This is a genomic window from Oceanicaulis sp. UBA2681 (assembly GCF_002354675.1).
In the GTDB taxonomy this organism is placed as follows: Bacteria; Pseudomonadota; Alphaproteobacteria; order Caulobacterales; family Maricaulaceae; genus Oceanicaulis; species Oceanicaulis alexandrii.
This window is the reverse complement of the sequence record NZ_DEMB01000004.1, coordinates 141,826-154,778: the sequence shown is the minus strand read 5'-3', so window position 1 is coordinate 154,778 and position 12,953 is coordinate 141,826. Positions and strand designations below refer to the sequence as shown.

Here is a 12,953-nt window from a genome sequence, read left to right as displayed (position 1 = left end):
CCTCCCGACCGATTGTCCTGCGATCACTGTGGCGCAGGCCGTAAGCGGTCAAAAGTTAATAGGGGTTAATTCGTCGGCTCGGCCACCTGATCAAGACCGCGGGTCAGGCGCTCATAGGCGTCTTCGCTGACCAGAAACGCCCAGCCCTCGACCTGGGCGTTGAAATGATCGGCGCGCGGCGCGGCGTCATCGGCCAAAGCCGCCAGCTCGATGGTCACCCAGCGCTCATCCCCCTCGGCAAAGAACAGCATTTCATAGGCGAGACCCGAAAACGTCACCGCGGCGTGGCGGGAGACATAGGCGCCCACCAGTTCCTGAACGGGTTTGACGTCGCGAAACCGCAATTGCGCGCCCGCGGTGGCCACGCCATTGGCCGCGCCGGCGGTCACCAGACGCCAGCCTGACGGCTCGCGCAGCTCGTAATACCGCTGCGCCTCGCCCGCCCGCATCACCCGCCAGCTGGGGCCGAACTCAGGCTGGATCTCGGCGCGCGCAATCGCAGACGCCTCATGGTTCCAGAACTCAAGCCCCATCCAGCGCCCCGGATCGCCCAGCAGCGCCGGGTCAATCACCGGTCCAGAGGCCGCATACGCGCGCACGCCGCCGGGCCGCCGCACATAAACGCCGCCCTCGTCGCGCAAGCGCCCGGTGATCAGATCAACGATCAGACCCCCCTCAGCGTCAGAGACGGAAATCCGCACGCCAGCGCCGCCCGCCTGTGGATCGCCCAGCCCCAGCCGGTCAAACTTGTCCGCATCGCGGGTCATGGCTTCGGTAAAGCTCAAGCCTTGCAGCATGGCGTCCAGCTCGGCGATGCGTTCGGCGCGGACGGGATAATCCCCGCGGCTCGCCATCACCCAGCTCGCGCCGCGTTTTTCCATGACAAAGTTTGCGCCCGCGGTCTCAATCTGGATACGCGCCGCCGCACTCGCTTGCGCAGCCCAGCCTTCAACGACCGGGCCGGACACGTCCGGCGCCTGTCCGATGCGGGCATCGCGCCAGACCACCACACCGCCCAGACTGAGCAAGGATAGAGCCAACGCCAGTGCGATCAGGCCCTGAACGCCGCGGCGTTTATGGGGGGTGTGACCGCTCATGCGCGATGCCTCCTGCGCACGAGCGCCGCGAAGACGCCAAACGCCAGAACGACCAGCGGCGGCAGCCACAGGGTCCACAGCAAGAGCCGGTTTTCCAGCGCGTCGATCTCCACCCGGAACCCGCGCTCGATCTCCCGCAGGCGTTCCCGCGCATCCAGAATCTGCAGGCGCAGGGCGTCCGCCTCGGCCGCGTCATCGCTGCCCGCGCCGCCCAATGCCGAGGCCCGACCCAGACGGGTGAGCTCATCCAGCCGGCCTTCCGCCTCGTTCAACTCGGCTTGAAGCGTGTCCTGAAGCGTCAGATAGCGCGCTTCGGCGCGGGTGCGCAGATCATCCACCCGTGTCATGGGACGGTTCGAACTGGACCGGGACCGCAGCGAGACCAGCGCGCGATCGCCCGCCAGCCGGTCCACCAGATTGAGCACCAGCGCCAGATTGTCCGCCACCACCTGTTCGCCCTGTACCGGATCGGCGCGCAGGAAGAAGGCGGGATCAAACAGGTCCACATCCGCCAGCACAATCACTTCGCCGGGGCCCGTGCTTTCATCAAGATGGGCGCGATTAAGCGGTGCGCCGTCTTCGGCGGGCGGCCCGTCCGAAAATGCGGTTTGCAGGACCCCGTCCAGAAGCAGACCCAGCGTCAGGGGCGCATCCGGATCCGCCTCGAAACCGCGCATCAGCTCTTCCGGCGACGGGCTGGACGCGGCGATGTCCGCATCCAGACGCGCAGCCTGGGCGCTGGTGGTCAGAAGCGGCGTCGCGCTCAGACCGGACTGGCCGTCAAACCCCAAGACCCCCGGCGCGCCCAGATTGACCGCGCGCGACAAGCCCGCAAGGCTTGGCAGTGTCTGGTTCAGCCCCGAGGGCGGAACCGAGAACCACAACGGATAGGCGCGCATGCGCGTGCGACCGCCTTCTATGATCTGCACCGGCAAGCCCGTTTCAGCGTCCATCGCCACGGCGTTCCGGTCGTAAAGCACACCCCAGCTGGCGAACAGGCGCCCCAGATCGGTCGCCCGCTGGGCGTTCAGCGGAGGCAAGCCGTCAGGCCCCGGTTTGAGCGCCAGATGCGCCATCGGGTCCACCGCGACCAGAGCCCGCCCCCGCGCCAGAATGAACTGGTCGACCAGATAAAGCTGGGTCTCGCTCATCATCGGCGGATGGATCACCAACAGGGCGTCGGCGTCGTCCGGAATGGCGTCAAAATCAGGCTCGAGCCAGCTCAGCTGATAGGTCGCGCCCAGCTCGTCGATGATGCGGTTACCGCTGCGGCCCTCGCGATCCGGCGCAAAGGGCAGATCGGAAATGATCGCCAGATGGGGCGTGCGCGCACGCTCCAGCTCGGCGACCAGGCGCACGATCTCGTATTCCAGCCGGGCTTCGTCCTGAGGATCGAAAAAGGCGATGATGCGGGCGTCATCCACCGCGTTGCGGCCCACCAGACCGAAAAAGATCTGACCGCCGCCTTCGACCGGAACCGGCTGCAAGCCGGACGCGATGGCGGCGTCTTCTTCGGGCGAGAACGGGGCGGGATCAATCTCTTCCAGGCGCAGGGCGCCGCCCGAGCGTGCGGCCAGGGTTCGCAAAAGCTCGCGCACCCGCGCGCCATAGGCCCGCACTTCGGGATAGCCCGCGGCGTCCGCGCGCGAATAGTAAAAATCAAGGCTCATCGGCTCGTCCAGCCGATCCAGAACGTCCTGCGTCCCCTCTGAAAGCTGATAGAGGCCGCGTTCAGTCAGATCGATGCGGGCGCCGTCCAGCAGAATGCGAGAGGCCATGTTCAACCCGGCGAAGCCCAGGATCAGGCTGAAAATCATGACCCAGAGAAAGCGTGTGCGGTTCATCGTCCGCCTCCACGGCGCGCATCAATCAGCGCCATGGCGAGTCCGAGCCCAAGGCCCATCAGGGAGAGAAAGTAGAGAATGTCCGCCAGGCTGATTACGCCCCGGCGCAGGCTGTCAAACCGCGCAAGCGCCGACAGGTCCGCCAGCGCTTCAGCGACAGCCCCCGGCAGATGCGCGGACAGGGCGTCCAGGACGAAGGGCGCGCCTGAAACCGTCACCAGAAAGCACGCCCCGGCGCCCAGCACGAAGGCGATCACCTGATTGGGCGTGGACGCGGACAGGGCCTGCCCCAGCGCCAGATACCCGCCCGCCAGCAGGAGCGCGCCCAGATAAGCGGTGGCGATGGCGGCGTTGTCAGGGCTGCCCAGATAATTCATCGCCCCCCACATGGGGAAGGTCAGGATCAGGGCCAGACAGGCGACGCTGAGCGCGGCGAGAAACTTGCCCAGCACCATTTCATAAAGCGCGATCGGGCTGGCGAGCAGCACCTCGAGCGTGCCCCGGTCACGTTCTTCCGCCCAGGCGCGCATGGCGAGCGCCGGCATCAACACAAGCAATAGCCAGGGCATGTAATCAAAAAGCGGGCTGAGATCGGCGCGGCCGGTGTCAAACAACCGGCCCACCCGCCACGCAAAAGCAGGCGCGGCGAAGGCGAAGACCGACAGGAACACGTAAGCCAGAGGCGTCTCGAAATACGCCGCCACTTCACGCCGATAGACCGCGATCAGACCCGTCATGAGCGGGGCTCCGCGACGTCGCTGATTACTGGGTCGGCGAGGGGGCGTGTGAGCACGCGGAAGGCGCTTTCGAGACTGCCGCCCGCCATCCGCGCGACCTCGGCGGGCGTTCCATCCATCTTGATGCGGCCGTCGGCGATCACCACGGCGCGTGAACACATCGCCTCCACCTCATCCAGCAGGTGCGTAGAGATCAGAATGGCCTTCTTAGGCGCCATCTCGGAGATCAGGGCGCGCACGCCGTCCTTCTGGTTGGGGTCGAGCCCGTCGGTAGGTTCATCCAGGATCAGAACGGGCGGATCATGGGCGATGGCCGCCGCCAACGCAGCGCGGCGCTTATAGCCCTTGGACAAGGCGCCGATCGGTTTGTCCGCCATGGCGCCCAGGCGCGCCCGATCCAGCGCAACCCGTGTCGCTTCATCCAGATTGGCGCCCGAATAGCCGCGCGCCCGCAACCCGAAGCGGACAAAGCCGCGCGCCGTCATGGACGGATAGGCCGGCGCGCCTTCAGGCAGATAACCCAGATGGCTTTGCGCCGTACGCCGGTTCAGATGACAATCGTAATCGGCGATCAGCGCCTGACCGGAATCAGGCTCCAGGCAGCCCGCCAGCATGCGCATGGTTGTGGATTTGCCGGCGCCGTTAGGGCCGAGAAACGCGACCACCTCGCCGCGCTCGACCTGAAACGACACCTCGTCCACGGCCAGATGGCCGGCAAAGCGTTTGATCAGGCGATCGGCGCGGATCATGGGCGGACTATCATCCCGGCGGCGGCGGAAAAGAGCGTATCAGGCGTAGCTTACCTCAGCGCCTGACACCAGTGTTCTACAAGGCTCCCGTGACCAAAGCCTGAAGATTTCCAAGTCGCAAACAAGACGGGAAAGGTGTCGACCGACGCAAGCCTCCAGACCCGGGGGGCTGGGGGGGCTGTGAATCCAGATCAGGCGGCTTTGTGTGCGCCAGCCGACAGCTTTAAAGTGCTGACGGGGTTAGGCTGCGCAAGGACGAAAATGAGGCGAGATTGCGGCGCACTGTGAAAACTTCGTAAGGTCCGGACTTAAGGGTAATTCAGAGCAGACATGGCATTAACTCCCCTTCCCACGCCCCGCCCCCGCGATGACCGGGTGATGTTTCATCGCATTGAACTGGACCAGATCCTAAGAGTTTACGGGATGATGGTGGCGGGCGGCGAATGGCGCGACTACGCGATTGACGGGCTGAAGGATCGCGCGGAGTTCTCGATTTTCAGGAACGCCGCCGAAGTCCCGATCTACCGCATCGTGAAAACCCCCGCGGACGCCCGCAAACAGGGCGCGTGGAAAGTGGTGGCGCCCGGCGGCGCCATTCTCAAGCGCGGCCATGAGCTGACCAGCGTGCTGAAGGTGTTCGACAACCAGCTCAAAAAGCTCAGCTGGAGCGGATCCTGAGGACCAGACACAAAAAACCCCGGAGCAGCGCTCCGGGGTTTTTCTCTGTCTGATCAGCCGGTCCGCTTATTCGCGGTTGCCCAGCATCATCAGCACGATCTGGAACATGTTGATGAAGGCGATGTAGAGGTTCAGAGCGCCGTAATAGGTCAGCACGCTCAAGGACCGCTGGTCGCCGCGCGCTTCCACATAGGTCAGCTTCAGCGACTGGGTCTGCCAGGCCACCACGCCGGCCATCAGGCCCAGAATGGCGAACTGGATGATCCATTGCAGGGCCGAGCTTTCCATGAAGAACACGTTCAGCAGCGAGATCAGCACCACGCCGATCATCGCCATCACCAGGAAGGTGCCGATGGGCTGCAGGTTCGTCTTGGTGGTGTAGCCATAAAGCGACAGGCCGAAGAAGGCCGCCGCCGTGATGACGAAGGCCTGCGCGATCGTGCCGAAGGTGATGTTGATGGAGCCGGTCAGCGTCTCCGCCGTCATGCCCGAGGTCGCCATCAGAACCCAGACGCCAAGGCCTGTACCGATCAGCGAGACCACAGCCCAGTACAGGACCGCCGCGCCCAGGGGCGAGGGATTGCGCATGAAGAACATGGAGCCGAACAGCAAAGCGATCGGGCCGAACTGCACGACGAAGCGCAGCGGCGAGTTGAACACAAGCGCCGTCACCGGATCCACCGTACCCGCCACAAAGGCGAGGACCGCAGAGAGCAGCAGGCCGAGGCCCATCTTGTTGTAAACGCCCAGCATGAAGCTGCGCAGGCCGGCATCCACAGAGGTGTCGAGCGTCTGTGCGCCGTAAGCAGGGTGCGAGAACTGGTTCATGATGTCCTTCTCAACCAGAGATACTATCGCGCGCCGTTGCGCGCTGTCCGGTGTGAATATCGGAGTTTTGCGCTCAGGTTTCAAGTGAAACCGGACGCGAACATGCGCCAATACCCCTTATTCTAAAAGGGATTTCATCCCTGATGCAGGGCGGATGCTTGACGAATCTGGCTCGGCCATGCCCCCTGCGACCATGTCGCTTCGCATCTTCGCCGCCCTGCCCCTGTCTGACGCCGTCCTGGATCAAGCCTGCGCCGAGATGACCGGCGTGCCCGGCGCCAATTGGCGGCCGCGTGAGAATTTGCACATCACCCTCGCCTATTATGGCGAACTGGAAGAGCCCGTCATTGAAGAGCTCGATCTCGCCCTCGGGACGATCAAGCTGGCGCCGTTCGAGCTCCGCCTGCAGGGCGCCGGCCGCTTTGGCGGAGGAGATCCCAGCGCAATCTGGCTCGGCGTCGCGCCAAATCCCGCCCTCAGCGATCTCGCTCGGCGTTGCCGAAAAGCCGCCCTGTCGCTCGGGATCAAGATGGAGACGCGCGCCTATCTGCCCCATGTGACCCTCGCTTATCTCAACAAGGATGTTGAGGTGAGCCGCATCCAACGCTTTGAACAAAGACTGGGCCTGTTCAAGTCCGAGCCCTTCACCGCGGACCGCTTCCATTTGTATTCAAGCTGGGCGCGCAAACCCCATACGCCCAATCTCTATCGGATCGAGACCGAGTATCCGCTCATCGCTTAGCAGTGCTAGCCGTGCGCCTTCGCTGATTTCGTAAAAGTCTCGCTATCCCTGCCCAACTCGGACGCTCTGAGTTGACAATCATGTCAGCATGTCAGATATGAATATGAATTCATATTCAGTTTGGAGAATGCTCATGCCATCCCCGTCTTCCCCTTTCCCCTCCACGACTGGAATCTGGGAGGCCATATCGGCGGAGCCCGCCTTGAGTGCGGGCTTTGCAGCCATCCTGATCGCGTTCATTTACGCCGAAATCAGCACACGCGCCGCTCGACGTCGCACCGAAGCCGGCGCAACGCGGAACACGCTGAAGACCATGACTGAAACCATCCTGATGCTGTGGATGCTCGGCAGTGTCTGCCTTGTGTGCTGGATGGCGTCAGGTCGGGATCTGGCAGGTCTGGGCCTGATCTTGCCTAACCTCAGCGGCCCTGAAGCCTGGCGCGGCTGGCTGAGCTGGGCGGCGGCGATCGCCCTGACGCTGTTTCTCCTGAGCCAGCTCCTCCCCCTGCGCACTCAGGAAGGTCGCGAAGCCATGGCCAAAGCCCTGTCCGGCATGGAAGGCGTCGACATGATCCAGCCCCGCACGCCGGTTGAACACCGGCGGTTCCAGCTGATGGCCTTCAGCGCGGGCTGGAATGAAGAGATCATCTTTCGCGGGTTTCTGATGGGGGCGCTGGCGCTCTACCTGCCGCTGTGGATCGCCGCCCTCACCTCCATGATCATCTTTATCGGCTTTCATACCTATCAGGGCGTCTCGGGGATGATCCGCATCATTCCCATCACCATCGGCATGACAGGCCTGGTCGTGCTGTCCGGCTCGCTCTGGCCGGCTATTGTCGTGCATGTGGCGGCGGATGTGGTCGGCGGGCTGTATCTCTATCTCAGCCAACCCTCCGCCGAGCGGCTCAGTCGCGCGGCGCCGTAAGATACCCCCAGGCGAAATCCGCCAACTCTTCCGCCAGCGCCTCAAGGCTCAGGCCCCGCGGCGCGGGCGGACCGAGATCAGGATAGAGCCCCGCCTCGATCAACGCCGTATTGAGAAAATAGGTCAGGGTTTCAACCGCTATCGTCCGGTCTGACTGGGTGATCTCGGATGCAAAATGATCGTACAAGGCGCCGACAGACTGGCGCCCCGCCTCGGAAATCGCCTCCCAGCCATCTCCGATCAGATCCGGGCGTGTATGCGCATAGAGATGCGCGGCTCTCATCAGATGCGCTTCGCGCGCCATGAACTGCGCGCCCACCCGCAATGTCCGGCGCAACACGCCGCGCAGGCTCTCATCATCATCGCTTTGCGCTTCGGCGTGCTGTTCCGACTTGTGATCGTCGAGGCGCGCCTTGTAGAGCTCGAACAGGACGGGGATGAAGGCGTCCTTGTTCTCAAACCTGGTGTAGACCGCGCCCACCGACACGCCCGCCTCGCGGGCGATCTCGGCGACGGAAATGTTCTCAAACGCCTTGTCGCGCAATAATCGCTCAAGCGCAGCGACCAGCCTGTCACGCGTCTGCTGGGACCGAGTTTGGAGTGCGGGTTTTGCGCCTTTCATGAGAGAGGTTGAACTCCGATCCAGCCGTGATGACAAGTCAATCCACGCAAACTGCGTGGCCGTCTGACACTTCAATCGCCTGAACGCCTTTCCCAAAGGCGGAGAACAACGAGCGCTCCACCCCGGTCATGAAAGCCTGCACGCCCAGATCGAGCACAGTCTCCGCCAGCCCTTCACGGCGCGCGGCGTCCAGATGCGCGCAGGCTTCGTCAAAGATCAGCACCGGACCACGTCCTGACAACCGGCGGATCGCCGCCGCTTGCGCCAGGGCCAGACCCAGAACCATGGATTTTTGTTCGCCCGTCGAGCAATCGGACGCGGGCTGATCCTTGGCGCGGTGACGGGCTTCCAGCTCAGTCCGGTGCGGACCGGTCAGCGCCCGGCCCGCCGCGCTGTCGCGCGGACGCACCCGAGACAATTCGGCCATGAACCAGTCTTCCGCCTCGCCGGCTTTCATCCCCTCAGCAAGCTGGGCCTCCACCGCGCCGTCGAGCGCCAGATCCGCTTTTGGAAACTGGCTCTCGGGTCTTGTGTCGATCTCGTCCTGAAGCCGCGCCAGCGCATCCAGACGCGCCGCCGCCAGCGCCACGCCGGAGGCGGCCATTTCCGCTTCCAGCGCGTTCAGCCAGTCAGGATCGGCGCGACCGCCCTCCGCCATGCGGTCCAGAAGCCGCTGACGCTCTTTCATGGACTTCTCATAGGCGCTGGCCGAACTGGCGTGATCCGGCGCCGCAGCCAGCACCAGCCGATCAAAAAACCGCAGCCTGTCAGATCGCGCCCCGGCCCAGAGCCGGTCTTCGCGCGGGGTCAGCCACAGCATCGGGATCAAACGCGCCAACTCGGTCTGGGTCGCAGCCGCGCCGTCGAGCCTGGTCCGGCGACGGCTCGGCTGGTTGGGATCCGCGCCCGTGGCCAGGCTGACAGGACCTTCCGGCGTCACCGCCTCGGCATAGACGGCCCAGAGCGGATCGACGCCTTCAGTGGTGCGTCGGCGCACGGCGTCCGCCCCGGCGGCGCGCAAACCGCGCCCCGGCCCCAGAAAGGACACCGCTTCAACCAGATTGGTCTTGCCAGACCCGTTCTCTCCGAACAGGGCGACCGGGCGCGCATCCAAGCTCAGATCGAGCCGGGCGTAATTGCGAAATCCGGTTAGCTTGAGCCGGGTGACGGCCGGCCCACCGGTGTCAGAACCGCCCAGGGTCACACCCGCAGCGGCATCAGCACATATTCCGCATCTGTATCGCCAGAGTCCGTCACGCGCGTCGGCGAGCCGGAGTCGGCCAGCTCGAAGATCGCTTCATCGCCTTCGATCTGGCTGGCCACGTCCAGCAGATAGCGGGCGTTAAAGCCGATCGTCATCTCATCCGCACTATAGTCGGCGACCAGTTCTTCACTGGCGGCGCCGCTTTCAGGGTTGTTCACCGTGAGCGTGACCTGGCCGGGCGCGAGCGAAAGCTTCACCGACCGCGACTTTTCTTGACTGATGGTCGCCACACGGTCCACCGCCTGGGCGAAGGGCGCCCGGTCCACGCGCATGATCTTGTCATTGCCGCGCGGGATCACCCGCTCGTAATCGGGGAAGGTGCCGTCGATCAGTTTCGAGGTCAGCACCGCTGCGCCGAGCTGGAAGCGGATTTTGCCGTCAGAGACAGACACGTCCACATCACCGTCGAGATCCTCGAGCAAACGGCGCAATTCCTGGATCGGCTTGCGCGGCACGATCACGGCGGGCATGCCCGCGGCGCCGTCCGGCAGATCGGTTTCCGCCAGCGCCAGACGGTGGCCATCGGTGGCCACGGCGCGCAGGGTCTTGCGACCATCACGCTCGGCGGCGTGCAGATGGATGCCGTTCAGGTAATACCGCGTCTCTTCTGTGGAGATCGCGAAGCGCGTCTTGTCGATCAGACGGGCGATCTCGCTGGCGGGCGCGGTGAAGCTGACCGCCAGATCCTCGCTGGGCATCACCGGGAAGTCGCCCGGCGGCAGGATCGGCAGGTTAAAGCGCGACCGTCCCGCTGACAGCAGGATGCGCGGATCATCGCCGCCCAGCTCCAGGGTCACCTGACTGCCTTCAGGTAATTTGCGGGCGATCTCATAAAGCGTGTGCGCCGGCGCAGTGATCAAGCCTTCACGCTCCACCTGCGCTTCCGCTTCCTCCACGATCTCCATATCAAGATCGGTGGCGGTGAACCGGGCAAATCCGTCAGAAGCGTTGATCAGAACGTTGGACAGGATCGGAATGGTGTTGCGGCGCTCAACGACGGCCTGAACATGGCCAAGGGCCTTGAGCAGGATCGCGCGCTCGATGGTGAGCTTCATATGTCGCCTCGAACAGAAAATTCAAAACACATGGCGAGAATCGCCTGATTTGGGTGCAGCACAATAGCCTAAAAAAAACGACCGCAAGAAGGGGTCTTGCGGTCGTTTTTTCAATTGAACTGCTTAACCGCGCAGGCGTCGCCGCAACGCCTCGACATCTTCGGCCAGAACAGCGTCCGATGTGAGGGTCTCGGTGATCTTGTTCACCGCATGAATAACGGTGGAATGGTCACGCCCGCCAAAGCGCCGACCAATGTCCGGCAGCGACCGCGTCGTCATGGTTTTCGCCAGATACATGGCGATATGGCGCGGACGCACCACGGCTTTTGTGCGGCGCTTGGAGATCAGGTCATCCACCGTGATGGAGAAATAGCTCGCCGTCATTTTCTGGATGTCGTCCACCGTGATGCGGCGCTCGGCCTTCACCGGCAGCTCGCCCAGCGCCTCCTCCACCGTCTCCATGGTGACGGGACGGTTCATATAGGCGGTGCGCACGATGATGTTGTTCAGAACGCCCTCAAGCTCGCGGGCGGAGCTGGTGACCCGGGCCGCCAGGAAATCCCGCACGGTCTCCGGCACTTCCAGATCCGGGCAATGATTGCGCGCCTGGGCGATCTTGCAATCGAGGATCTTGCGACGCAGATCGAGATCCGGGCCCTGGAGCGGGCAATTGAACCCGCCCGCCATCACATTGCGCAGACGATCATCGGACACGCTGAGCTGGGACGGTGCGCAATGAGAGGCGAGCACCACCTGCTTTTCCGCGCTGATGAGGGAGGTGACCGTCTGCAGGAACTCGTCTTCGGTGCGAGGCTTGCCGCAAATGAAGTGCACGTCGTCGATCAGCAGCATGTCGCAATCACGCACCAGATCCTTGAACGGCTGAACATCACGCGCCCGAAGCGCGGACTGGAAGCCGTTCAGGAACTCTTCCGCTGTCAGGTAGAGCACCTTCTTGCGTTTGCCGCTCAGCGAGGCGGCGTGCGCGATCGCAGCCAGAAGGTGGGATTTGCCCACCCCGTAATCGCCATGGAAAAAGACCGGATTGAACGGCGGAGCATCGGCGCTGGCCACGGCGCGCGCCGCGGTCGCCGCCATCATGTTCGCCGAACCGACCATGAAAGTGTCGAAGGTGAAGCGCGCTTCGCGTTTGGCGTCGCTGTCTTCCACCGTGTCTTCCACAAGCGGCAGGGCTGCGGTTTCCGACATGCCGCCCGCCGACAGGGCGGCCACGCTGACGGTATGCGACTTCTGCGTGGCGAGCGTTTTTTCCGTGCAGATCAGAATATCGCAGGCCTCCTCGGCTACGGTCGCCCACAGGGCGCGCAGACGCATGCCGACATTGTCTTCCACCCAGGAACGGCCGAACTCGTTCGGACAGATCACGCAGACGCGTCCCGCAGCATCCAGCTCCACGCGAAGACGCGCGATCTCGGCGGCGTAGACCAGATCTCCGCACTCTTCACGCAAGCGGGCGCGGACTGCGCGCCAGACGGCGACGATCGAGCTGGAATCCATCATGGCCGCACCGTCACGTCGCGCCGTCGCATCTTGAGAATACCCCATATGCCCCAACCTTCATTTCACTCTGCGCGCCCTGGTAATCCCAGGGTCACGGCTTTAATTTTGAACGCAGCTTTCCCGCACCGAGCGCGCATCTTTCTGCGCTCAGCGACCATCCTTTGGTCCGTGTGGGGACTGCTCCGTCGAGACCCTCAGGTTACCGTCACGAGCGAGCGAATCAACATGATTAACCCACGCATTTTCCGGATTCCGCGCTTGACAGGTTGATTCCTAAAGCAGGTCGGGCGTTTGGCGATCTGAAAAAAATTTCGCTGTTTTCAGGGCTTGCGTCACAGCGTTTTCGTGATCTAGCGCCACCCAGGCCAGCCTCAGGAATATCGTAATTACTTCTTTGAAAGATATAGAAGTTTTCAGATGCACCAAAATGACGCAGAACAAAAAAGAACGCCCGCACGGGTTCGTGCGAGCGTTCTTTTTTAGTCCGGGTATGGAGCGTGTTTTACGACGCCGCCATAGACTTCACGCGAGCCGAAAGGCGCGAAACCTTGCGAGCGCCGGTGTTCTTGTGGATGACGCCTTTGCTGACCGCTTTCATCAGTTCGGACTCAGCCGTGCGAAGCGCGGCGCGCGCCTGATCCTGGTCGCCGGTGGCGATGGCCAGGTCCAGCTTCTTCACATACGTGCGCATGCGAGTGCGGCGGGCTTTGTTCAGAGCGGTGCGGCGCTCAATCTTGCGCGCCATTTTCTTGGCGGAGGACGTGTTCGCCATAAGATCTCCAGATCCGTATGATCAAGGGCGCCTGGCCAGAGCCGGCCGCCGGGTAAAACTATGAGGCGCGGCGTATACCGGTCCCCGCAGGTGCGGTCAACAGGTATACGCCAAAATTC

At 63.4% G+C, this 12,953-nt stretch carries 13 protein-coding genes; 3 read left to right on the top strand and 10 right to left on the bottom strand.

From position 1 onward, the window contains the following. Positions 1–65 precede the first annotated feature (65 nt). Genes B3M53_RS03950 through B3M53_RS03935 form a run of 4 tightly spaced genes read right to left on the bottom strand, consistent with a single transcriptional unit; the run spans position 66 to position 4,427 of the window. Complete coding sequence (locus B3M53_RS03950) at positions 66–1,097, bottom strand: DUF4340 domain-containing protein (RefSeq protein WP_273021038.1); 1,032 nt, start codon at positions 1,095–1,097, stop codon at positions 66–68. Further along, positions 1,094–2,941 (bottom strand): GldG family protein, encoded by a 1,848-nt coding sequence (locus B3M53_RS03945; RefSeq protein WP_273021037.1) that lies wholly within the window; start codon positions 2,939–2,941, stop codon positions 1,094–1,096. The genes B3M53_RS03950 and B3M53_RS03945 overlap by 4 nt, the downstream gene beginning before the upstream one ends. After that, the gene (locus B3M53_RS03940) at positions 2,938–3,678 is read right to left on the bottom strand and encodes an ABC transporter permease (RefSeq protein WP_022700730.1); all 741 of its coding nucleotides are present in this window, start codon (positions 3,676–3,678) and stop codon (positions 2,938–2,940) included. Before B3M53_RS03940 ends, B3M53_RS03945 begins: the two co-directional genes overlap by 4 nt. Beyond that, positions 3,675–4,427: an ABC transporter ATP-binding protein gene (locus B3M53_RS03935; RefSeq protein ID WP_273021036.1), complete on the bottom strand. Its 753-nt coding sequence runs from the start codon at positions 4,425–4,427 to the stop codon at positions 3,675–3,677. Before B3M53_RS03935 ends, B3M53_RS03940 begins: the two co-directional genes overlap by 4 nt. 330 nt (positions 4,428–4,757) lie before the next feature. Between B3M53_RS03935 and B3M53_RS03930 the strand changes: the two genes are divergently transcribed. Continuing rightward, positions 4,758–5,105 carry a DUF2794 domain-containing protein gene (locus tag B3M53_RS03930; protein WP_022700732.1) on the top strand — a complete coding sequence of 116 codons (348 nt, stop codon included), beginning with the start codon at positions 4,758–4,760 and terminating at the stop codon, positions 5,103–5,105. Positions 5,106–5,171: 66 nt separating this feature from the next. On the opposite strand, the gene B3M53_RS03925 is transcribed toward B3M53_RS03930, so the two are convergent. Then, on the bottom strand, positions 5,172–5,933 hold the full coding sequence (locus B3M53_RS03925; RefSeq protein ID WP_273021035.1) for a Bax inhibitor-1/YccA family protein: 762 nt from the start codon (positions 5,931–5,933) through the stop codon (positions 5,172–5,174). A 154-nt stretch (positions 5,934–6,087) separates the two neighbouring features. Here B3M53_RS03925 and thpR point away from each other — a divergent pair, with 154 nt between their 5' ends. Both thpR and B3M53_RS03915 read left to right on the top strand, forming a co-directional pair. After that, the gene (gene thpR / locus B3M53_RS03920; RefSeq protein WP_273021033.1) at positions 6,088–6,675 is read left to right on the top strand and encodes an RNA 2',3'-cyclic phosphodiesterase; all 588 of its coding nucleotides are present in this window, start codon (positions 6,088–6,090) and stop codon (positions 6,673–6,675) included. A 133-nt stretch (positions 6,676–6,808) separates the two neighbouring features. Next, positions 6,809–7,600 (top strand): CPBP family intramembrane glutamic endopeptidase, encoded by a 792-nt coding sequence (locus B3M53_RS03915; RefSeq protein ID WP_273021032.1) that lies wholly within the window; start codon positions 6,809–6,811, stop codon positions 7,598–7,600. Here the strand turns inward: B3M53_RS03915 and B3M53_RS03910 are convergent. The 5 genes from B3M53_RS03910 to rpsT all read right to left on the bottom strand — a co-directional run bounded on the left by B3M53_RS03910 (position 7,581) and on the right by rpsT (position 12,834). Then, complete coding sequence (locus B3M53_RS03910) at positions 7,581–8,222, bottom strand: TetR/AcrR family transcriptional regulator (RefSeq protein ID WP_273021030.1); 642 nt, start codon at positions 8,220–8,222, stop codon at positions 7,581–7,583. The genes B3M53_RS03915 and B3M53_RS03910 overlap by 20 nt on opposite strands. A 37-nt stretch (positions 8,223–8,259) precedes the next feature. Further along, positions 8,260–9,426 carry a DNA replication/repair protein RecF gene (recF, locus tag B3M53_RS03905; RefSeq protein WP_022700738.1) on the bottom strand — a complete coding sequence of 389 codons (1,167 nt, stop codon included), beginning with the start codon at positions 9,424–9,426 and terminating at the stop codon, positions 8,260–8,262. Continuing rightward, complete coding sequence (gene dnaN / locus B3M53_RS03900; RefSeq protein ID WP_160092823.1) at positions 9,423–10,541, bottom strand: DNA polymerase III subunit beta; 1,119 nt, start codon at positions 10,539–10,541, stop codon at positions 9,423–9,425. The genes recF and dnaN overlap by 4 nt, the downstream gene beginning before the upstream one ends. Before the next feature lie 123 nt (positions 10,542–10,664). Next, positions 10,665–12,107, bottom strand: coding sequence for a chromosomal replication initiator protein DnaA (gene dnaA, locus B3M53_RS03895; protein WP_273021027.1), 1,443 nt, complete (start codon positions 12,105–12,107; stop codon positions 10,665–10,667). Positions 12,108–12,564: 457 nt separating this feature from the next. Beyond that, the gene (rpsT, locus tag B3M53_RS03890) at positions 12,565–12,834 is read right to left on the bottom strand and encodes a 30S ribosomal protein S20 (protein WP_022700741.1); all 270 of its coding nucleotides are present in this window, start codon (positions 12,832–12,834) and stop codon (positions 12,565–12,567) included. Positions 12,835–12,953: the final 119 nt, after the last annotated feature.

Excerpts from the sequence above, each read along its gene's own strand:
- B3M53_RS03950 (WP_273021038.1), bottom strand. The coding sequence starts at position 1,097 with ATGAGCGGTCACACCCCCCATAAACGCCGCGGCGTTCAGGGCCTGATC.
- B3M53_RS03945 (WP_273021037.1), bottom strand. The coding sequence starts at position 2,941 with ATGAACCGCACACGCTTTCTCTGGGTCATGATTTTCAGCCTGATCCTG.
- B3M53_RS03940 (WP_022700730.1), bottom strand. The coding sequence starts at position 3,678 with ATGACGGGTCTGATCGCGGTCTATCGGCGTGAAGTGGCGGCGTATTTC.
- B3M53_RS03935 (WP_273021036.1), bottom strand. The coding sequence starts at position 4,427 with ATGATCCGCGCCGATCGCCTGATCAAACGCTTTGCCGGCCATCTGGCC.
- B3M53_RS03930 (WP_022700732.1), top strand. The coding sequence starts at position 4,758 with ATGGCATTAACTCCCCTTCCCACGCCCCGCCCCCGCGATGACCGGGTG.
- B3M53_RS03925 (WP_273021035.1), bottom strand. The coding sequence starts at position 5,933 with ATGAACCAGTTCTCGCACCCTGCTTACGGCGCACAGACGCTCGACACC.
- thpR (WP_273021033.1), top strand. The coding sequence starts at position 6,088 with ATGCTTGACGAATCTGGCTCGGCCATGCCCCCTGCGACCATGTCGCTT.
- B3M53_RS03915 (WP_273021032.1), top strand. The coding sequence starts at position 6,809 with ATGCCATCCCCGTCTTCCCCTTTCCCCTCCACGACTGGAATCTGGGAG.
- B3M53_RS03910 (WP_273021030.1), bottom strand. The coding sequence starts at position 8,222 with ATGAAAGGCGCAAAACCCGCACTCCAAACTCGGTCCCAGCAGACGCGT.
- dnaN (WP_160092823.1), bottom strand. The coding sequence starts at position 10,541 with ATGAAGCTCACCATCGAGCGCGCGATCCTGCTCAAGGCCCTTGGCCAT.
- dnaA (WP_273021027.1), bottom strand. The coding sequence starts at position 12,107 with ATGGGGTATTCTCAAGATGCGACGGCGCGACGTGACGGTGCGGCCATG.
- rpsT (WP_022700741.1), bottom strand. The coding sequence starts at position 12,834 with ATGGCGAACACGTCCTCCGCCAAGAAAATGGCGCGCAAGATTGAGCGC.